We start from the raw sequence: 18,889 nt of genomic DNA on the forward strand, positions 1-18,889 counted from the left end.
GTCACTGGTTTACACTTATCAATCAGACACCTTTTAGACGGAGGTCTTATGAAGCGTTTGAGTTTAGCCATTATTACCTTACTGACCTGTGCAGGTGCGCAGGCTGCCAGTGAAGAAAAAGTGACGATGAATCTGGTGACGTCGCAAGGCGTCGGCCAGGCGATTGGTACTGTCTCAATTACTGAAACCGGAAAGGGGCTGGAATTTACCCCCGAGTTGAAAGCGTTGCCGCCGGGTGAACATGGTTTCCATGTGCATGCCAACGGCAGTTGCCAACCGGCGATTAAAGACGGGAAGGCGTCAGCGGCGGAATCAGCGGGAGGGCATTACGACCCTCACCAAACGGGTAAACACGAAGGCCCGGAAGGTGCCGGTCACATGGGTGACCTGCCGCTGCTGGTGGTGAATAACGACGGTAACGCCACAACACCGGTCGTTGCGCCGCGGCTTAAATCCCTGGATGAGGTAAAAGGTAAGGCGCTGATGATTCACGTGGGCGGCGATAATATGTCCGATCAACCGAAACCGCTTGGCGGTGGCGGAGCGCGCTACGCCTGTGGCGTTATCAAATAATCAGCTGCTTAGCGTACCCGGTGGTGGTGCCTGTTCAAGCTGTGACAGCGAGCAATGCAGCCGCCAGACGAGGGCCGACAACTCCTGCGCAGCAGGTTGGTGATGGTGGGCGAGCGTATCGCAGATACGCTGTAGCTCGTTTAGCGTGGCATTCAACGGTCGTTGTTGGACGCCGCGCTCACTCATCACGTCGCGAAGCAACGCGATACATACGTCCCTGACGCGAGCCAGCGGATCTGAGCGCGCCTCCCAGGTACGCAGTTGCCACACCACATGCGAGCAGTTCAGCAAGACAACCCCCCAACGTAATAACCAACGCCTCGCCAGCGCATCCTGACTGTTACTCAGTTGGCTGACGTGATGATAGGTCAACGACTCAAATTCATTCTCACTGAGTGCAGGATGTCGGCTGAGCTGATCGACAAAATCCCGACGCAGGGCGCGAATATGACGGCGGCTTTTCCGCGCATCCGATCCGGGCCGTAGAATGGCGAATGCCAGCCATGACAGCGCCACGCCGGTGATTTTCGCCAAATTGTCATTCAGAAAATCAGCAAAATCGTATACCGGGGGATTCGTTACCGCGATGAATGATCCCATAAACACGATAAGCTGCCCCCAAAGCCCCGCCAGCGCAGGCATTTGTAGCTTTAACAACTGCATGGTGGCGAGGAGCGGGAAGAGAAACAGGATGAACTGCCAGAGGTCGGTAATCTGTACCATCAAACCAAACTTGACCACAAAGCTAAACAGCGACAACAGAACCAACGTGCGCATTAACAAGGAAAGTGATTTGAAGGGCGTGGCAACGGCGGAATACAACACGCTGCTGATGGCCGCGAGCGTGAGTGCGCCAGATCCTGATTCCCATTGTGCGCCAATGCTCCATGCGCCGATAAGCATCAAAGTGCAGAACGTGCGCAACCCGCTCCAGATAGCTTCCGCATTATCGGTATGGCGGGCAAGCCCTGGCGTACGAGCAACATTGATACGTTCAGCGGTAACGCCATTTTCCAGCAAATGCAGGTAATGGCTGCTACGTAAGTAGAGGCGGCAAAAATAGCGCAGCCGTTGCCAGAAGGCGACGTGTCGATAATCGCGGGCATCGACGGGCCGTAGTGGGGCGATGATACGCGCGACGGTATAGCTGTCGGTATTGGATTTGACCAGCGCGCCAAGTAATTGCTCAATGATATCGCGGGTATTAGCGGGAGGATTAGGCCAGTTCAGCAGCATTCTGCGCAGGCTGGAAATCACGCTGGTCATACGTAGCTGCTGATGCAACAGCGAATTGAGTAAGGCATTTTGGCGGCGAAAGCGGTAGTGACTCCAGAACGCCTGTATACGCAACAGGTTCATAGTCAGAATCTGGCCGATAACACCTTCATGTGCCGTGCGGATGGCATCCGTTGTCTCCGGTTGCCAGAGCAAACTGGCATGTTCCAGCAAACGCGTATGCATGTTTTTCAGTGCTGTAAGCAACGTGGTGCCATCGGAGGTGCTGGGTAGGATCATCATCATCATACCCCCGCACAAGATGCCGACAATGACCTCGCATACGCGGGCCTGCGCGATATCCCATAACTGCGTGATCTCGACGGTATTGACCATGGGAAACGCGATGATCGCCGCCGTGTAACCCGCCAGTTGAAAGGCGTAGGCGACGTTATTAGTAAAATGCGCGCAGGCCCAGGTACAAAAGCCGATCCAGACTGACATGCTCAGCAGAAAAAGCCACGGTTCATTAAGGGTATGGCCGGCAATAATCAGTGCGGCTGTCGCGCCAAGTAAACTACCGGCTACACGGCCCAGGCTTTTGCTGATCACCCCGCCGACGGTAGGGAAACTCACCACCGCCGCGGAAGTCATCGCCCAATAGGGCTCGTCCAGATTGAGATAATAGGCGAAGGTTAACGCCAGACACATTGCAATGGTGTTACGCAGCGCATAACGCCACTGTGCCGGCGTGGCTTTAAACCATGGCCAATTGCCTGGCGTCAGGGGGGGCATTTTCATTTACGCTGGCCGATGGAGACGCTACAGGTGGTACCAGAAACCAGTGTGACATCCTGCGGTAAAGCGTCAAATTCAATGCGTACAGGGACACGCTGCGCCAGACGTACCCACGGCACGTTAGGTTTGATGTCGGGAATCAGACCGGAATCGCTTTCAACACTTTGGTCATAAATTGCGCGACCGATGCTGGAGACGTGACCCTGTAACTTAACGTTGCCGCTATAGAGTGTAATTAACGCTGGTGCGCCTTCGCGTATGTGACGCAACTTCGTTTCTTCAAAATACCCCATCACATAAAAAGAGTGGCTGTCGACAAGAGCAAACAGCGGCTTACCGGTTGAGGCGTAGTCGCCGGTGCGGGTTGAAAGGTTGGTGACCCAGCCCGCTACGGGCGCTTTGACGACCGTTTGCGACAGTTGCCATTGCGCCTGGCGCAAACTGGCCTCGGCTGCTTCAACGCTTGCCTGCATCGCTTTTACGTTGAGGTTGGCGGTATCCAGATCTTCGGCTGAGATATAATTTTGCGATAAGTGACGACGGCGATTGGCTTCGTTATTCGCTTTTGCCAGATCGGATTGTGCTTTCGCCAGCTGTGCTTGCGCATTCAGTTCAGCAATGTGAAACGGCGTCTTGTCGATAGTAAACAGGACATCACCTTTATTCACGAACTGGTTATCTTTTATATTGAGTTCATTAATGCTGCCCGAAACCTGCGGTGTGATGCTGACCTGTTCTGCGCGCACTTTGCCATCACGTGTCCAGGGCGATTGCATATAGTAATTCCACATCCACCATCCGGCAAAAACTGCGATTGCAGCGACTATAATGGTTGAGAAGTATTTAATGGTTTTGAGCGACATAATCACCACACAATCAGCATAACAAAGGCCAGACCTACGCTAAGCGTAAAGAGAGACAGATCCATCAACAGGGGATGCCAGATCTCACCGGAATAAATCCAGTCGCGCAGCAGGCGATGAACAACCAACCAGAGAATAAACCCTGCGACAAACGCCTTGAAAATGGGAGGGAAGTAGACAGATGCACCGATCATTAAATCTTGTAGGGGCAATCCTGTTGCATTAAACATAAACTTCACGGGCAAAATCCTTGACGGAAGAGAGCATTGCTATAGGTTTAGCAAAAAAGAGACGATGAGTCTCTGTAACACATAATGTCTGAAAAAATGTCAACCGGTAAGCAAATTTGGCAATACATTTGTTTTGAGAATACAAATGCTGCACACTATTCTAAAATCAGTACAATAACTTAGCAAGCTAATTATAAGGAGATGAAATTGGAATCGCCATTAGGTTCTGATCTGGCACGGTTGGTGCGCATTTGGCGTGCTCTGATTGACCATCGCCTGAAACCTCTGGAGTTGACGCAGACGCATTGGGTTACGCTGCACAACATTCATCAGTTGCCACCGGATCAATCGCAGATCCAGTTGGCTAAAGCGATTGGCATCGAACAGCCTTCGCTGGTACGTACGCTTGACCAGTTGGAAGAAAAGGGACTCATTTCACGACAGACTTGCGCCAGCGATCGTCGGGCAAAGAGAATTAAACTGACTGAGAAAGCCGAACCACTGATCGCAGATATGGAAGCGGTTATCAACAAGACACGTGGAGAGATTCTGGAAGGGATTTCAGCTGAGGAAATTGATCTGCTGATAAAACTGGTCGCCAGACTGGAACACAATATTATTGAACTGCAGTCTCAGGGCTGAGACGAGAGATGACGTGTGGCCAGAGCCTGACCACACGTAAATTCGATTAACGTGGAGACACGGTAACCTGGCTGCCGTTGTTCGCCATAACAACACGCTGACCCGCAGAGAATTTGGTCGCGCCCTGTTTCTGAACCACCATGATGGTATTACCATCATCCTTACGGATTTCCAGTTCGACACCCTGAGTTTTATTCATCGCGCCTTGCACGCCCTGGCCCGCAACGCCACCGGCAACTGCGCCTGCAGCCGTCGCTAATGAACGACCCGTACCGCCGCCGACGGTGTTACCCAGGAACCCGCCGAGCACCGCACCACCGATAGCGCCAATTACGTTTGCGTCATCGCCACCCTGGATTTGCACCGGACGAACATGAACAATCGTACCGTAGGTAACGTTCTGAACTTGTTTCGCTTCGGATGCGGTATATACGTCGCCTGAAAGGCTATCATTGTTCACGCAGCCCGCTAAAGATACGCCCATTAATGAAACAATCAGCACACGTTTAATCATTTACAAATCTCCTTTGTCACCACGAAACGCTAATAAAGCCCCATCATGGTTAAATTATATGGCATTTGTGAGCCTGAGGTCACATGTTCCACTGGCACAATATGAAAATCTTAACCGAAATCGGATCAACCGAGTATAAACGAATCATTCATATAATTGATGTAATTAAGCGACCGTTGGCATGATTTCCTCTCAAAAATCATTCAGGAAGCATGGCATTAGTCTGCACTTTATGGTTGAGTGTCAAGGCTAATTTGCTTAAAAGGATGACGTATGAAATCGGGCCGTTTTATCGGTGTTATGTCTGGAACCAGCCTTGATGGCGTCGATGTTGTGCTGGCGACAATAGATGAAACGATGGTTGCACAGCAGGCGAGTCTGACCTGGCCTATCCCTGGTCATGTAAAACAGGCGATTCTGGATATCTGCCAGGGGCAGCAGCTTACGCTTTCTCAGTTTGGTCAATTGGACGCGCAACTGGGTTATCTTTTTGCTGAGGCGGTAAATGCGCTACTGGCGAAGGAAAAATTGAAACCGCAGGATATCGTGGCGATTGGTTGCCACGGACAAACCGTGTGGCATGAACCGAACGGCGCCGCGCCGCACACGCTGCAAATTGGTGATAACAACCAGATTGTCGCGCGTACCGGGATAACCGTCGTCGGCGATTTTCGTCGACGTGACATCGCGCTCGGTGGGCAGGGCGCGCCACTTGTTCCTGCGTTTCATCAGGCACTGTTGGCTCATCCTACGGAACGGCGGATGGTGCTGAACATCGGCGGAATTGCCAATTTGTCTCTGCTTATTCCGCAACAACCCGTTCGTGGATACGACACCGGGCCGGGCAATATGCTGATGGATGCCTGGATCTGGCGGCAATGCGGTCAACCTTACGACAAAGATGCGCAGTGGGCCATTTCAGGAACGGTAGTCCTGCCGTTGCTGCAAAATATGCTTAACGACCCTTATTTTTCCACGCCTGCGCCCAAAAGCACTGGTCGTGAGTATTTCAATTACGGCTGGATAGAGCGTCATCTGGCGCAGTTCCCGGGAATCAGCCCACGCGATGTACAGGCGACGCTTGCCGAACTGACGGCCGTCACCATTTCAGAGCAGGTCTTGTTAAGCGGCGGCTGTGATCGCCTCATGGTATGTGGCGGTGGAAGCCGTAATCCGCTGCTGATGATGCGTCTGGCTGCATTATTGTCAGGTACCGAAGTCACCTCTACCGATGAAGCCGGGATCAGCGGCGACGATATGGAAGCGTTAGCCTTTGCCTGGCTGGCGTGGCGAACGCTGGCTGGATTACCGGGAAATTTACCTTCTGTGACCGGGGCGTCAGAGCTGAGCGTGTTAGGGGCGATTTATCCTGCCAATCCGCGAACTCAGAGTTAACTGAAATTATTCAGCGCGGCATACCGGTAAACTAGGGATATTAGGGAGGGTGCCATTACCCTCCGGGACCAGGAAAGTCTTCAGGATAGGGCTATGAAAAAACTGTTGTTAGTATGTCTGCCGGTACTGCTTAGCGGGTGCAGCGTGTACAACCAATTTGTTGAGCGTATGCAAACCGACACGCTTGAATACCGCTGTGATGAAAAACCGCTTACCGTGAAGCTGAACAATACGCGCCAGGAAGTGAACTTTGTTTATGATAATCAGCTATTGAACCTCAAACAGGGCATGTCGGCATCGGGGGCGCGCTATACGGATGGTATCTACGTCTTCTGGTCTAAAGGCGACGAGGCAACGGTCTATAAACGAGACAGAATTGTGCTAAATAACTGTCAGTTACAGAACCCGAAGCGTTGAGATTTTCACCTGGGCGGCGCACAATAGCGTCACCCACTGACAATCCGTAGCCCAACATCATGTCTGATAACGACGAATTGCAGCAAATCGCGCATCTGCGCCGTGAATACACGAAAGGCGGTCTGCGCCGCCACGATCTTCCCGCCGAGCCCCTTGCGCTGTTTGAGCGTTGGCTGGGGCAAGCCTGCGATGCCAAACTGGCAGATCCTACTGCTATGGTTGTTGCGACCGTTGATGAAAACGGTCAGCCGTATCAGCGCATCGTGTTGCTCAAACATTATGATGACAAAGGGCTGGTTTTCTATACCAACCTCGGTAGCCGCAAGGCGCATCAAATCGAGAAGAACCCCCGTATCAGTCTGTTGTTCCCATGGCATACCCTGGAACGGCAGGTGATGGTGATTGGCAAGGCTGAGCGCCTTTCCACGCTTGAGGTGGTGAAGTATTTCCACAGTCGCCCACGCGACAGCCAGATTGGCGCCTGGGTATCTAAACAGTCCAGTCGAATCTCCGCTCGCGGCATTCTTGAAAGCAAATTCCTTGAGCTGAAGCAGAAGTTTCAGCAAGGGGAAGTTCCGTTGCCCAGTTTCTGGGGCGGCTTTCGCGTAAGTATTGAACAAATGGAGTTTTGGCAGGGCGGCGAAAATCGTCTGCACGATCGTTTTTTATACCAACGTGAAGATAACGCGTGGAAAATTGATCGTCTGGCCCCCTAAAGATGCAAAATTCTTGTTTTAAGCGCTGGTGCTGATCAATCCGGCGCTTTATTCTATGTTTCTTTCGCATCAGGCGAAAAGTCGTGTACCGGCAAAGGTGCAGTCGTTTTATACATGGAGATTTTGATGGCAAGCAGTAACTTGATTAAACAATTGCAAGAGCGGGGGCTGGTGGCCCAGGTGACGGACGAGGAAGCGTTAGCAGAGCGACTGGCGCAAGGCCCGATCGCGCTCTATTGCGGCTTCGATCCTACCGCTGACAGCTTGCATTTGGGGCATCTGGTTCCATTGTTATGCCTGAAACGCTTCCAGCAGGCAGGTCATAAGCCTGTTGCACTGGTAGGTGGCGCGACCGGTCTGATTGGTGACCCGAGCTTTAAAGCCGCCGAGCGTAAACTGAATACCGAAGACACCGTGCAGGAGTGGGTGGATAAAATCCGTAAGCAGGTTGCACCGTTCCTCGATTTCGACTGTGGCGACAACTCGGCGATTGCTGCGAACAACTACGACTGGTTTGGCGGTATGAATGTACTGACTTTCCTGCGTGATATCGGCAAACACTTCTCTGTTAACCAGATGATCAACAAAGAAGCGGTTAAGCAACGTCTGAACCGTGACGATCAGGGGATCTCCTTTACCGAGTTTTCTTACAATCTGCTGCAGGGCTATGACTTTGCCTGCCTGAATAAACTGCACGGCGTGACGCTGCAGATTGGTGGTTCTGACCAGTGGGGTAACATTACCTCAGGTATCGACCTGACCCGCCGTCTGCACCAGAATCAGGTATTTGGTTTGACCGTTCCGCTGATCACCAAAGCGGACGGCACCAAATTCGGTAAGACCGAAGGCGGCGCAGTGTGGCTGGATCCGAAGAAAACCAGTCCGTACAAATTCTACCAGTTCTGGATCAACACCGCCGATGCGGACGTTTATCGCTTCCTGAAATTCTTCACGTTCATGGACATTGAAGAGATCAATGCGCTGGAAGAAGAAGATAAGAACAGTGGTAAAGCACCGCGCGCCCAGTATGTTCTGGCTGAGCAGGTCACACGTCTGGTTCACGGTGAAGAAGGTCTGGTTGCGGCAAAACGCATTACCGAAAGCTTGTTCAACGGCAACCTGAGCGATTTGAGCGAAGCGGATTTCGAACAGCTGGCGCAGGATGGCGTGCCGATGATTGAGATGGAGAAAGGTGCGGATCTGATGCAGGCGCTGGTAGATTCCGAACTGCAACCGTCTCGCGGCCAGGCGCGTAAGACCATTGCGTCTAACGCGGTGACCATCAACGGTGAGAAGCAATCCGATCCGGAATATTTCTTCCAGGAGAGTGATATCCTCTTCGGGCGCTACACCTTATTGCGCCGTGGCAAGAAGAACTATTGTCTGATTTGCTGGAAGTAAGATTTAGTTAGCAGGGGCGTGGGAAACTACGCCCCTTTATTTTTTCAGGGTTGTGATAAGTAAAATGAAAAATATCCTCGCCATCCAGTCCCATGTTGTTTTTGGTCATGCGGGCAACAGCGCGGCTGAATTTCCGATGCGTCGTCTTGGCGCAAATGTCTGGCCGTTAAATACCGTGCAGTTCTCTAACCACACGCAGTACGGCAAATGGACCGGTTGCGTTATGCCGCCGACTCATCTGACTGAAATCGTGCAGGGTATTGCCGATATCGATAAACTCCAGACCTGTGACGCAGTACTAAGCGGCTATCTTGGCTCGGCAGAGCAGGGTGAGCATATTCTGGGTATTGTGCGCCAGGTTAAAGCGGCCAATCCGCGGGCAAAATACTTTTGTGACCCCGTGATGGGGCATCCGGAGAAAGGGTGTATCGTCGCGCCGGGCGTGGCGGAATTTCATGTGCGTCATGCGCTTCCCGCCAGCGACATTATTGCCCCGAACCTGGTTGAACTTGAAATTCTGTGCGAACATGCGGTTCACAATGTGACTGAAGCGGTGATGGCTGCCCGCGAACTGATCGCCCAGGGGCCAGAAATTGTGCTGGTGAAGCATCTGGCCCGCGCAGGTATTAGCACCGATCGTTTCGAGATGCTGCTGGTCACTGCGCAACAGGCGTGGCATATCAGCCGCCCATTAGTCGATTTTGGCGCGCGTCAGCCGGTTGGCGTGGGTGACGTTACCAGCGGCTTGCTGCTGGTGAAACTGCTCCAGGGCGCGTCTTTACAGCAGGCGCTTGAGCATGTGACGGCGGCAGTGTACGAAGTGATGATCGCCACCAAAGAAATGCATGAGTATGAACTGCAGGTAGTGGCCGCTCAGGATCGTATCGCGAAGCCTGAACACTACTTTAGCGCGACGCAGTTGTAATCAATGCCCGATGGCGCTCACGCTTATCGGGCGTACGTTTGGCCGTCGGCCAGCCAAGTAAGTAGGCCGGATAAAGCGCCTGGCGCCGCCATCCGGCACATTAGTGATTAGCTCAACCCTTCTGCTTTAAGCGCTGCGGCAACCGCCGGGCGTTCAGCCATACGCGCCATATACGCCTCGATATGGCTTAATCCTGCCATATTCAGCTTAACCGCATAAGCCCAACGCAGCACGGTGAACAGATAAGCGTCTGCAATGCTAAAGCGTGGGCCGCAGATCCATTGCTCATCTTTCAGCGATTCATTCACGTACTGCATTTTTTTCTCCAGCTGCGCGCGAACGGTGGGCTTGTACTCTTCCGGCGTATCGGGACGGAACAGCGGGGTAAAACCTTTATGCAGTTCTGTCGCAATGTAATTAAGCCATTCGATGGTTTTGTAACGGGAGAGGCTGCTGGTAGGGGCGAGGAGGTGGCGGTCTGGCACTGTGTCCGCCAGGTACTGCATGATGGCGACGCCTTCGGTTAGTAATGTACCGTCGTCCAGCAGCAGCGCGGGAACTTGTCCTTTGGGGTTTACCGCGAAAAAATCATCGCCGTTTTCCAGACGTTTCTTCATCAAATCGACACCATCCAGCGTGAAATCTTTACCGCTCTCACGCAGCGTGATGTGGGAAGCGAGAGAACAAGCGCCCGGTTTGTAGAATAGTTTCATCGGTAACTCCTTTTGGCTGAGGTTTATCGTATGGTAGTGCTACCTCTGGCAAAAAAAAAGCCGCTAACAACAGTTAGCGGCCTGAAAATGAGTTTCCCTGAGAATTACGCTGTCGCGGCCTTAGAGGCTTTCTCATTAACGTCATCGTCCTGAGTCATACGATTCAGTTTCGGCGCCGTCAGCAGCATCAGAACAGCGATAACCGCCGTTGCAACACCAATCTGCAGGAACACACGACCGTAGACTTCCAGAGACATCAGCGGGTCAGTCACGTTTTCTGGAACTGCCATCATGTTGGCGACGTAACCGCCGATGATGTTTGCACCGGCAGTGGTCAGGAACCAGCTACCCATGATGAAGCCCATCAGACGCTGCGGAACCAGCTGCGCCACCATGGCCAGACCCAGACCGGAAATCATCAGTTCACCGATGCTTTGCAGGCCGTAGCAGATGATCAGCCAGTTAACAGAAACGATGCCCGCATCGGTGGCGAATTTCGCACCCAGCGGCAGGATCAGGAACGCACCGGAACATAGCACCATACCAATCGCGAACTTGGTCGGCATCGGCAGCGTATCACCCATCTTGTTATAGATAGCGGCGAGGATTGGGCTACCAATGATGATCCAGAACGGGTTCAGCGCCTGGTACTGCTCAGGTTCAAAAGCAATACCCAGAATAGAGTGTTCAACGTTACGAATCGCGAAGAAGTTCAGTGAAGTCGGCATCTGGCTGTACAGCACGAAGAAGATAATCGCTTCCAGCATCAGAATGAAGGCGACGATCATTTTACGACGCGCAGCACCGTGCATGGTGAAGGCTTCTTTACCGAAGATAAATACGATACCAATGGCAATCACACCCAGAACCATACGGGCGATTTCCTGGTTGTGCAGCAGCCAGGTCGCAATCGCAATCAGAACCACAACCCCAGCGATGGTCAGCAGCAGGTTACGGAAGTTGATCGGCTCAAAGTCAGGTTTAGAACCGTACTGTTTAACCCAGCGCTGACAAAATGCGAAGTTAACCACGGTGATCAGCATACCTACGACGCTCAGCGCGAACGCGGTGCTCCAGCCGTAACGCGCAGCTAACCATGGCGTTGCCAGCATAGAGAAGAATGAACCGATGTTGACGGACATGTAGTACATGGTAAATGCACCATCAAGACGCGGGTCATCTTTTGCATAGCAGGTAGAGAGCAGGGAGGATGGGTTGGCTTTAAACAGGCCGTTACCGACCGCGATGGCTGCCATGCCCATATAAACAATACCGGCATCGTGACCGGACCATGCAACCAGCGCATAACCGATGGCCAGAACAATGGCGCCCAGCATAATGACACGTTTTGTTCCCAGAACTTTATCACCTAACCAGCCGCCGATGGCAACCAGACCATACACCAGGGCGCTAAAGGACGAGAAAAGGGTGATGGAATCCGCTTCTGACATACCCAGTTGCTTAACCAGGTAGACGGCCATAATCCCTTGCAGGCCGTAATAACCAAAACGTTCCCACAGCTCTATCGAGAAAATGAGATAGAACGCTTTCGGTTGTTTGAAGGCGTTTAAACTAACGCTTTCTGTTGGTTTATTGTTTGCAGTAGACACTTTTACCTCTTTTTTTACATCCCATATCAACGGGGGTGTTCAGGTACGTGATGAATCAAGTTCATCCGTCCGATTGTTATAGTGGGAGGGGAAACGGCAAGTAATGTTCACTATCTTGACCATTCAGACAAGTGGTTTGTAATAATCTGTTACATATATCCTGGGTGGTGAAATCATCGGTACAGAGAAATGTTATCTAGCGTTAAATTTTTTCATTTGAAAAATCGCAGATTTTTACACTGTTTAAGTGACCCAAAAACCACAATGCGGCGATATGTTCTGCTATTTGCGGTTGAATCCAGTGATATAGGCCATTATCTGAAAAATAGCCAGTGTAATGTTTTGTTTAGAAACTGTTCAGTAAGGTCATCTGATTGTCACTTTAACTAAAAAATAAAAATTATTTAACATTGTGTTGTCTGAGTGATCTGCATCACGTATAGATAGAAATTTCTATTACTAAAAAAACGATTAACCTGCTCAGGTGTTTATACACAAGAATAATGCGTTAGATATGCGCAGTTGAATGGCATCATCGACGGGAAAAGATTGTTTAGGGAGTGCATAACTAATCGTTATGTGTCAAAGGGGCAAAGGGAACGCCCCATCAGTATCAGATATCAACTTTCTCTTTGAATTCGCAGAGATCTTCGATGATGCAAGAACCGCAGCGCGGTTTTCTGGCAATACAGGTGTAGCGGCCATGAAGGATTAACCAGTGATGGCAATCGACTTTAAATTCACTCGGTACGACTTTCAGTAATTTTTCCTCTACCTGCTCGACGTTTTTGCCTGGCGCAAATTGCGTGCGATTACAGACGCGAAAAATATGGGTATCTACCGCAATGGTAGGCCAACCGAAGGCGGTATTTAACACCACGTTGGCTGTTTTTCGCCCAACCCCGGGCAGGGCCTCTAATGCGGCCCGGTCTTCTGGCACTTCGCCATTATGTTTGTCCAGCAGAATGCGGCAGGTCTTAATCACGTTCTCCGCTTTGCTGTTGAACAACCCGATTGTCTTGATGTAGGACTTAACCCCGTCTACGCCGAGTTCCAGCATAGCGGCAGGTGTATTGGCGACAGGGTACAGCTTAGCCGTGGCTTTATTGACGCTGACATCGGTGGCCTGCGCGGAGAGCAAGACCGAAATCAGCAGTTCGAACGGCGATGTAAAATTCAGCTCAGTGGTCGGATGCGGATTGTTATCACGCAGGCGTGTCAGTATTTCCAGCCGTTTTGCTTTGTTCATTACACATTCCCTGTTTCACCAACCGGACTGTCTGCAACAGCCGCTTCGGCACGACGTTTCTTCATTTTCTCATCGATCAGATATTTCACCGCCAGCATCAGGCCCAGACCAATGAAAGCGCCCGGTGGCAGCATGGCCAGCAGAAACGGCGTATCGGTATGGAAGATCTCTACGCGTAGTACTTTAGCCCAACTGCCTAACAGACCGTCTGCGCCATCAAATAGCGTGCCGTTACCAATTATTTCACGCAGCGAGCCCAGAACAAACATGGCCCCCGTTGCGCCCATACCGATGGAGAACCCATCAAGGGCGGATAATGCCGGGCCTTTTTTAGCTGCGAAGGCTTCAGCACGACCAACAACAATACAGTTGGTCACAATCAGCGGAATAAAGATCCCCAGAGACTGATACAGGCCAAAAGCGTAAGCATTAATTAGCATCTGTACCGCACTCACGACGGAAGCGATGATCATGACATAAATCGGAATACGAATTTCAGACGGTGTCCAGCGACGCAGGGCTGAAATGGTCAGGTTCGTCAGCGTCAGGACGAGCGTAGTCGCCAGTCCCAGACCTAACGCATTGGTGGCGGTAGACGTTACCGCCAACAGCGGGCACATACCAAGTAACTGCACAAGCGCGGAGTTATTTTTCCATAACCCCTGGACAATGACATCTTTAATTTCGCTCATGGTTTATTCTCCACAGGCGCTAAGTTGAGGGAGTTGCGCTGGCAACGTCTGCGCATACAAACCGGCGCGTTTCACCGCATTAACTACCGCACGCGGCGTAATGGTTGCGCCAGTAAACTGGTCGAAGTCGCCGCCATCTTTCTTCACCGCCCAATGGGCATCGTTACCCGCGCCGATCGTTTTGCCGCTAAAGTGGGTGATCCAGTCGGACAGACGCAGCTCAATTTTATCGCCCAGCCCCGGCGTTTCATGGTGTTCAGTCACGCGTGTGCCCAATACGGTACCTGTGAAATCCACACCAACCAACAGCTGAATAGCGCCGGAATAACCATCTGGGGCAGTGGCTTCGAGAATTGCCGCAACAGGTCGATCGTCCTGGCGCGCGATATACACACGGTGAGTCCCTTTACCTAACGCCTGCGCATTCACCAGATAGCAACTCTCAGACAACGCGTTATTGTAGCGATCGCCAGGCAGAACCTGATCAAACAATACTTTTTGCTGCAACGCCGCTTGTTCATCGATAGTGGATTTGGTTAATTGATTGATTGCCGCGGTTAACCCCGTAGATCCGGCGGCAAACAGCGCCAGAGTAATACCGTGTTTACGAATCGTTTTCAGCATATGTTGTCCTTAGCGATGTCCGTACACGCGAGGGCGGGTGTAATAATCAATCAGGGGAACCGTAATATTTGCCAGCAACACGGCAAAGGCCACGCCATCAGGATAGCCACCAAAACTGCGGATTAACCACACTAACAAACCCGCAAGCGCGCCAAAAATCAGGCGACCACGGTTGGTGGTCGATGCCGTAACGGGATCGGTAAGAATAAAGAAAGCGCCGAGCATCGTCGCGCCAGAAAGTAGATGTAACTGAGGCGATGCCAGCGACTCTGGCGAGAAAATCCAGCCTAAAGTAGCGCAAACAGCGAGCGACAGCAGGAAACTAACCGGGATATGCCAGCGAATCGCTTTTTGCCATAACAGCACAATGCCGCCAGCCAACCAGGCAAGGTTAACCCACTGCCATCCGGCGCCCGCGAGCATGCCGCTGTAAATCGGGTACTGCATTACCTGTTCAACCGTTCGTCCCGCATGCAGAGAGGTCTTGAAGGTATCAAGGGGGGTAGCCTGGCTGATGCCGTCGATTCCCATACGGAGCGCGTTCATATCGCTGCCGCCCGCGGTATGTCCGGTAAAGATTACGTTCAGAGCGTCAAAGAATCCGGGTACCGTGGCTGCAATTTCCTGCGGCGGCAGCCAGCTTGTCATCTGCACCGGGAATGAGATAAGCAGTACGACGTAGCCAATCATGGCGGGATTGAACGGGTTTTGTCCGAGGCCGCCATACAGCTGTTTTGCAATGATAACGGCAAATACCGTGCCTAATACCACCATCCACCAGGGGGCCAGCGGAGGAATACTCACGGCCAGCAGCAACCCCGTAAGGAGCGCGGAGTTATCTTTTAAAATCGGCGCAATGGGTTGTTTCCGCAGTTTAAGTACGACCGCTTCGGCGCCGATGGCGCTAATGGCGGCCAGAACGATCTGCAACAACGTCCCCCAGCCAAAGAACCATAGCTGCGCGACGATTCCCGGCAATGCAGCAAGTAACACCAACATCATGATACGTGATGTCTGACGTTGGTTATGGGTATAAGGGGAGCTTGCTATTCTGAATACCATTTATTCCTCGTTTACAACCTGCTGCTGTGCGGCTTTTTTAGCCTGGGCGCGTGCGATAGCGGCCGCGACGGCGGCTTTACGCGGATCCACCGGTTCTGCTGTTTCCGTTACCGTCTGCTGCTCAAGCTTACGGGCTTTGGCGCGGGCGATTGCCGCTTCGACGGCGGCTTTACGCGGATCCACCGGTTCAGCGGTTTCAGTCACCGACTGCTGCTCAAGCTTACGGGCTTTGGCGCGGGCGATTGCCGCTTCAACTGCCGCTTTACGTGGGTCAACCGGTTCAGCGATTTCAGTCACCGGCTGCTGCTCAAGTTTACGGGCCTTGGCGCGGGCGATTGCCGCTTCGACTGCCGCTTTACGCGGGTCGGTACCCGCGCTGCTGTCTTCAATTTTGTGTGAATTTTCCGTCCGGGCCGCACGAGCCTGTGCTTTACGCGCCTCGCGAGCGGCAATCACTGCGCTATTGTCAGGTTTTTCGCCAGCCTGAATAACAACCGGTTGCATTGCCTGAGCCTGTTTCTCTTTTACGCGAGCCAACGCGGCGGCGATGGCATCATGATCTTTAGCCGCAGGCTGTACGGCAGCGCTTTTGTGGCGTTCAAGACGTGCGGCTTTTTCACGCTCAAGTCGCGCCTGTCGCGCTTCAAAACGTGCTTTGGCTTCCGCGGCGCGTTTTTCTTCCTGGCTAATAGCGTAAATCTCGGCCTTTTCCTGACGGAAATACTGCACCAGCGGAATATTGCTTGGGCATACCCATGCGCAAGCGCCGCATTCGATGCAGTCTGCAATATTGTGAGTTGTGGCTTTATCGTGCTGCTGCCCTTTACTGAACCAGTAGAGTTGCTGCGGCAGAAGATCGGCCGGGCAGGCATCGGCGCAGGCGCTACAGCGAATGCAGCCTTTCTCCTCCGGTGTTTCACCCATTTCACTGGCAGAGGGGGCCAGAAGGCAGTTGGTGATCTTCACCACCGGTACATCCAGCCATGGCAGCGTAAACCCCATCAGCGGCCCGCCCATAATCACCATCTGGTCGGCGGAAGGGCAGAAACCCGCGTCGCTGAGCAGATGACGAACCGGCGTGCCTAAACGCGCCCAGACGTTGCCCGGACGGCTGACGGCTTCGCCTGTAAGCGTCACAACACGCTCGGTAATAGGTTCTCCGTCAATGACCGCACGTTTAATCGCGTAGGCGGTCCCGACGTTTTGCATCAGCACGCCAATATCTGAGGAGCGTCCGCCATGAGGTACCTGCTTACCGGTCAGAATTTGCGTTAACTGCTTGGCGCCGCCGGACGGGTACTTGGTTGGGATCACGCGTAAGCTGATATCGTGGGAATCGGCCAGCACCGCACGCAGCATGGAAATTGCCTGCGGTTTGTTATCTTCTATTCCCAGCAGGATCTCACGCGGCTGAAGAATGTGCGCGAGGATGCGGATACCCTCGACGACCTGAGCCGCGCAGTCCTGCATCAGACGGTCATCCGCCGTAATGTACGGCTCGCATTCTGCGGCGTTGATGATCAGCGTTTCAATTTTATCGCCGCCGCCCTGTAGCTTAACCCCGGTTGGGAAACCTGCGCCGCCCAGACCGGCGACGCCGTACTGATGAATACGTGCAATAAGCTCTTCCCGACTACGGGAACGGTAATCGGCCCAGCCATCACGCTCAATCCAGCGGTCTTCGCCATCGGCATCAATGATGACGCTTAGCTCGGCTAATGCCGAAGGGTGTGCGGTGGAGTGCGGCGCAATAGCAACAATAGTGCCTGACGTTGGCGCATGTACCGGCAGCATTTTGCCACGCCCGATGGTTAACGCCTGGCCACGCAGGACGGTGTCGCCCACGTTGACACACAGTTCACCTTCCGCGCCAATATGTTGTTTCAGGGGAATAACGAAGCGCGGCGCCAGCGGAACCTGCCGCAGCGGCGTACCGTTTGACTGGGTCTTCATTTCTGGTGGATGAATGCCGCCATCAAAATCCCAGATTTTGTTTTTTCTGAATGCAGAGAATAACTTAAACATGTTGTTCCACAGGAATGATGCGCACAGGGATAGTGTTTAAATCCCATTTCCAGCTATCGGGCGTCTCAGCCACCGGGCGTAATTCGATACATTGCGTTGGACATGGGTCAACGCACAGGTTGCAGCCGGTGCAGAGATCGCTCATCACTGTGTGCATGGCGCGGGTCGCACCCACAATGGCATCGACCGGACAGGCCTGAATGCACTTTGTGCAACCAATACAATTATTTTCATCAATGACCGCCAGCATTCGCACGGGCGTAACATCTTGTTCATCACCATCAATCGGCTGCGGGTCGACGTTCAACAGGGCAGCGATTTTTAACATCACGGCTTCACCACCGGGCGCGCAACGATTGATTTTTTCACCCTGCGAGCCGATCGCTTCAGCATAGGGATGACAGCCTGGATAACCGCACTGTCCACACTGGCTTTGCGGGAGAATTTCATCAATTTTCTCCACGACCGGGTCATCCTCAACGGCAAAGCGTCGCGAGGCGTAACCCAAAATAGCGCCGAACGCCAGACCCAGCAGACTCACTGCGGCAACGGCAATCCAGATAGCATTCATTACAACTTCACCAAACCACTAAAGCCCATAAAGGCCAATGACATTAAACCGGCGGTAATCAGCGCAATCGCATTACCGCGAAACGGAGCAGGGACGTCTGCCACAGCGAGGCGTTCGCGAATGGCGGCAAACAGTACCATTACCAGTGAGAAGCCGACGGCGGCAGAAAAACCGTATAGCGCCGACTGTAAGAAGTTATGGCCGAGGTTAATATTCAGCAACGCCACCCCCAACACCGCACAGTTTGTGGTGATCAGCGGTAAGAAGATCCCCAGCAGGCGGTAAAGCGCAGGGCTGGTTTTACGGACCACCATCTCGGTAAATTGCACGACGACGGCGATGACCAGAATAAAAGCCAGCGTGCGCAGATAGATGAGATTGAGCGGAATGAGGATCCAGGTATCAATCAACCATGCGCAAATAGAGGCCAGCGTCATGACAAACGTCGTGGCCAGGCCCATACCCATTGCGGTTTCCAGTTTTTTGGAAACGCCCATAAACGGACAGAGGCCCAGAAACTTAACCAGTACAAAGTTGTTGACCAGCACAGTTCCGACAAACAGCAGCAGGTAATCAGTCATTTTTCGGCCTGAAATAAAAAAGCCGCCTATTATCTGACAATCTACAACAGGCGACAACAGGTTAACTGTAGGG

General features: G+C 52.5%; 19 protein-coding genes and 1 pseudogene. 7 read left to right on the forward strand and 13 right to left on the reverse strand.

What is annotated here, in order from left to right; genetic code table 11:
- Positions 1-48 precede the first annotated feature (48 nt).
- Positions 49-573 (forward strand): superoxide dismutase [Cu-Zn] SodC, encoded by a 525-nt coding sequence (gene sodC / locus FDW97_RS20700; protein ID WP_137351558.1) that lies wholly within the window; start codon positions 49-51, stop codon positions 571-573.
- Here sodC and FDW97_RS20705 read toward each other — a convergent pair.
- The 3 genes and pseudogenes from FDW97_RS20705 to FDW97_RS20715 all read right to left on the reverse strand — a co-directional run bounded on the left by FDW97_RS20705 (position 549) and on the right by FDW97_RS20715 (position 3,688).
- Positions 549-2,589, reverse strand: a pseudogene (locus tag FDW97_RS20705) (FUSC family protein). The gene sodC and the pseudogene FDW97_RS20705 sit on opposite strands and share 25 nt — an antisense overlap.
- A complete protein-coding gene (locus FDW97_RS20710; RefSeq protein WP_038640386.1) occupies positions 2,586-3,449 on the reverse strand; it encodes an HlyD family secretion protein in 864 nt (287 codons plus the stop codon). The pseudogene FDW97_RS20705 and the gene FDW97_RS20710 overlap by 4 nt, the downstream one beginning before the upstream one ends.
- A 2-nt stretch (positions 3,450-3,451) precedes the next feature.
- Positions 3,452-3,688: a DUF1656 domain-containing protein gene (locus FDW97_RS20715; protein WP_038640388.1), complete on the reverse strand. Its 237-nt coding sequence runs from the start codon at positions 3,686-3,688 to the stop codon at positions 3,452-3,454.
- A gap of 192 nt (positions 3,689-3,880) precedes the next feature.
- Here FDW97_RS20715 and slyA point away from each other — a divergent pair, with 192 nt between their 5' ends.
- Positions 3,881-4,321: a transcriptional regulator SlyA gene (gene slyA, locus FDW97_RS20720; RefSeq protein WP_019076732.1), complete on the forward strand. Its 441-nt coding sequence runs from the start codon at positions 3,881-3,883 to the stop codon at positions 4,319-4,321.
- A 46-nt stretch (positions 4,322-4,367) separates the two neighbouring features.
- On the opposite strand, the gene slyB is transcribed toward slyA, so the two are convergent.
- Positions 4,368-4,835, reverse strand: a complete 468-nt coding sequence (gene slyB / locus FDW97_RS20725; RefSeq protein ID WP_003029175.1) for an outer membrane lipoprotein SlyB — start codon at positions 4,833-4,835, stop codon at positions 4,368-4,370.
- A gap of 273 nt (positions 4,836-5,108) precedes the next feature.
- On the opposite strand from slyB, the gene anmK reads away from it, so the two are divergent.
- The 5 genes from anmK to pdxY all read left to right on the forward strand — a co-directional run bounded on the left by anmK (position 5,109) and on the right by pdxY (position 9,689).
- Positions 5,109-6,230 (forward strand): anhydro-N-acetylmuramic acid kinase, encoded by a 1,122-nt coding sequence (anmK, locus tag FDW97_RS20730; protein ID WP_121529009.1) that lies wholly within the window; start codon positions 5,109-5,111, stop codon positions 6,228-6,230.
- Positions 6,231-6,323: 93 nt separating this feature from the next.
- Positions 6,324-6,647, forward strand: a complete 324-nt coding sequence (gene mliC, locus FDW97_RS20735; RefSeq protein WP_038640393.1) for a C-type lysozyme inhibitor — start codon at positions 6,324-6,326, stop codon at positions 6,645-6,647.
- Between the two features lie 59 nt (positions 6,648-6,706).
- On the forward strand, positions 6,707-7,363 hold the full coding sequence (gene pdxH, locus FDW97_RS20740) for a pyridoxamine 5'-phosphate oxidase (RefSeq protein ID WP_038640396.1): 657 nt from the start codon (positions 6,707-6,709) through the stop codon (positions 7,361-7,363).
- Positions 7,364-7,489: 126 nt separating this feature from the next.
- Positions 7,490-8,764, forward strand: a complete 1,275-nt coding sequence (tyrS, locus tag FDW97_RS20745) for a tyrosine--tRNA ligase (RefSeq protein ID WP_038640399.1) — start codon at positions 7,490-7,492, stop codon at positions 8,762-8,764.
- A 64-nt stretch (positions 8,765-8,828) separates the two neighbouring features.
- The gene (gene pdxY / locus FDW97_RS20750; protein WP_061381401.1) at positions 8,829-9,689 is read left to right on the forward strand and encodes a pyridoxal kinase PdxY; all 861 of its coding nucleotides are present in this window, start codon (positions 8,829-8,831) and stop codon (positions 9,687-9,689) included.
- Between the two features lie 107 nt (positions 9,690-9,796).
- On the opposite strand, the gene gstA is transcribed toward pdxY, so the two are convergent.
- From gstA to rsxA, 9 genes are all read right to left on the reverse strand, one after another.
- Positions 9,797-10,402, reverse strand: a complete 606-nt coding sequence (gene gstA / locus FDW97_RS20755) for a glutathione transferase GstA (protein WP_137351560.1) — start codon at positions 10,400-10,402, stop codon at positions 9,797-9,799.
- 104 nt (positions 10,403-10,506) lie between these two features.
- Positions 10,507-12,012 (reverse strand): dipeptide/tripeptide permease DtpA, encoded by a 1,506-nt coding sequence (gene dtpA, locus FDW97_RS20760; RefSeq protein ID WP_038640405.1) that lies wholly within the window; start codon positions 12,010-12,012, stop codon positions 10,507-10,509.
- Between the two features lie 613 nt (positions 12,013-12,625).
- Positions 12,626-13,261, reverse strand: coding sequence for an endonuclease III (gene nth / locus FDW97_RS20765; RefSeq protein ID WP_137347238.1), 636 nt, complete (start codon positions 13,259-13,261; stop codon positions 12,626-12,628).
- Positions 13,261-13,953 (reverse strand): electron transport complex subunit E, encoded by a 693-nt coding sequence (locus tag FDW97_RS20770; protein ID WP_038640410.1) that lies wholly within the window; start codon positions 13,951-13,953, stop codon positions 13,261-13,263. The genes nth and FDW97_RS20770 overlap by 1 nt, the downstream gene beginning before the upstream one ends.
- 3 nt (positions 13,954-13,956) lie before the next feature.
- Positions 13,957-14,577 carry an electron transport complex subunit RsxG gene (gene rsxG, locus FDW97_RS20775; protein ID WP_038640412.1) on the reverse strand — a complete coding sequence of 207 codons (621 nt, stop codon included), beginning with the start codon at positions 14,575-14,577 and terminating at the stop codon, positions 13,957-13,959.
- A gap of 9 nt (positions 14,578-14,586) precedes the next feature.
- A complete protein-coding gene (rsxD, locus tag FDW97_RS20780; RefSeq protein WP_038640414.1) occupies positions 14,587-15,639 on the reverse strand; it encodes an electron transport complex subunit RsxD in 1,053 nt (350 codons plus the stop codon).
- Positions 15,640-17,664 carry an electron transport complex subunit RsxC gene (rsxC, locus tag FDW97_RS20785; protein ID WP_137351561.1) on the reverse strand — a complete coding sequence of 675 codons (2,025 nt, stop codon included), beginning with the start codon at positions 17,662-17,664 and terminating at the stop codon, positions 15,640-15,642.
- Positions 17,657-18,235 (reverse strand): electron transport complex subunit RsxB, encoded by a 579-nt coding sequence (gene rsxB, locus FDW97_RS20790; RefSeq protein ID WP_032943340.1) that lies wholly within the window; start codon positions 18,233-18,235, stop codon positions 17,657-17,659. Before rsxB ends, rsxC begins: the two co-directional genes overlap by 8 nt.
- Complete coding sequence (rsxA, locus tag FDW97_RS20795) at positions 18,235-18,816, reverse strand: electron transport complex subunit RsxA (protein ID WP_003029144.1); 582 nt, start codon at positions 18,814-18,816, stop codon at positions 18,235-18,237. The genes rsxB and rsxA overlap by 1 nt, the downstream gene beginning before the upstream one ends.
- Between the last annotated feature and the right edge of the window lie 73 nt (positions 18,817-18,889).

The sequence above is a fragment of the Citrobacter sp. wls708 genome, from assembly GCF_005281255.1.
In the GTDB taxonomy this organism is placed as follows: domain Bacteria; phylum Pseudomonadota; class Gammaproteobacteria; order Enterobacterales; family Enterobacteriaceae; genus Citrobacter; species Citrobacter werkmanii.

Coding starts and splice junctions, on each gene's coding strand:
- sodC (WP_137351558.1), top strand. CDS start 49: ATGAAGCGTTTGAGTTTAGCCATTATTACCTTACTGACCTGTGCAGGT.
- FDW97_RS20710 (WP_038640386.1), bottom strand. CDS start 3,449: ATGTCGCTCAAAACCATTAAATACTTCTCAACCATTATAGTCGCTGCA.
- slyA (WP_019076732.1), top strand. CDS start 3,881: ATGAAATTGGAATCGCCATTAGGTTCTGATCTGGCACGGTTGGTGCGC.
- slyB (WP_003029175.1), bottom strand. CDS start 4,835: ATGATTAAACGTGTGCTGATTGTTTCATTAATGGGCGTATCTTTAGCG.
- anmK (WP_121529009.1), top strand. CDS start 5,109: ATGAAATCGGGCCGTTTTATCGGTGTTATGTCTGGAACCAGCCTTGAT.
- mliC (WP_038640393.1), top strand. CDS start 6,324: ATGAAAAAACTGTTGTTAGTATGTCTGCCGGTACTGCTTAGCGGGTGC.
- pdxH (WP_038640396.1), top strand. CDS start 6,707: ATGTCTGATAACGACGAATTGCAGCAAATCGCGCATCTGCGCCGTGAA.
- tyrS (WP_038640399.1), top strand. CDS start 7,490: ATGGCAAGCAGTAACTTGATTAAACAATTGCAAGAGCGGGGGCTGGTG.
- pdxY (WP_061381401.1), top strand. CDS start 8,829: ATGAAAAATATCCTCGCCATCCAGTCCCATGTTGTTTTTGGTCATGCG.
- gstA (WP_137351560.1), bottom strand. CDS start 10,402: ATGAAACTATTCTACAAACCGGGCGCTTGTTCTCTCGCTTCCCACATC.
- nth (WP_137347238.1), bottom strand. CDS start 13,261: ATGAACAAAGCAAAACGGCTGGAAATACTGACACGCCTGCGTGATAAC.
- FDW97_RS20770 (WP_038640410.1), bottom strand. CDS start 13,953: ATGAGCGAAATTAAAGATGTCATTGTCCAGGGGTTATGGAAAAATAAC.
- rsxG (WP_038640412.1), bottom strand. CDS start 14,577: ATGCTGAAAACGATTCGTAAACACGGTATTACTCTGGCGCTGTTTGCC.
- rsxD (WP_038640414.1), bottom strand. CDS start 15,639: ATGGTATTCAGAATAGCAAGCTCCCCTTATACCCATAACCAACGTCAG.
- rsxC (WP_137351561.1), bottom strand. CDS start 17,664: ATGTTTAAGTTATTCTCTGCATTCAGAAAAAACAAAATCTGGGATTTT.
- rsxB (WP_032943340.1), bottom strand. CDS start 18,235: ATGAATGCTATCTGGATTGCCGTTGCCGCAGTGAGTCTGCTGGGTCTG.
- rsxA (WP_003029144.1), bottom strand. CDS start 18,816: ATGACTGATTACCTGCTGCTGTTTGTCGGAACTGTGCTGGTCAACAAC.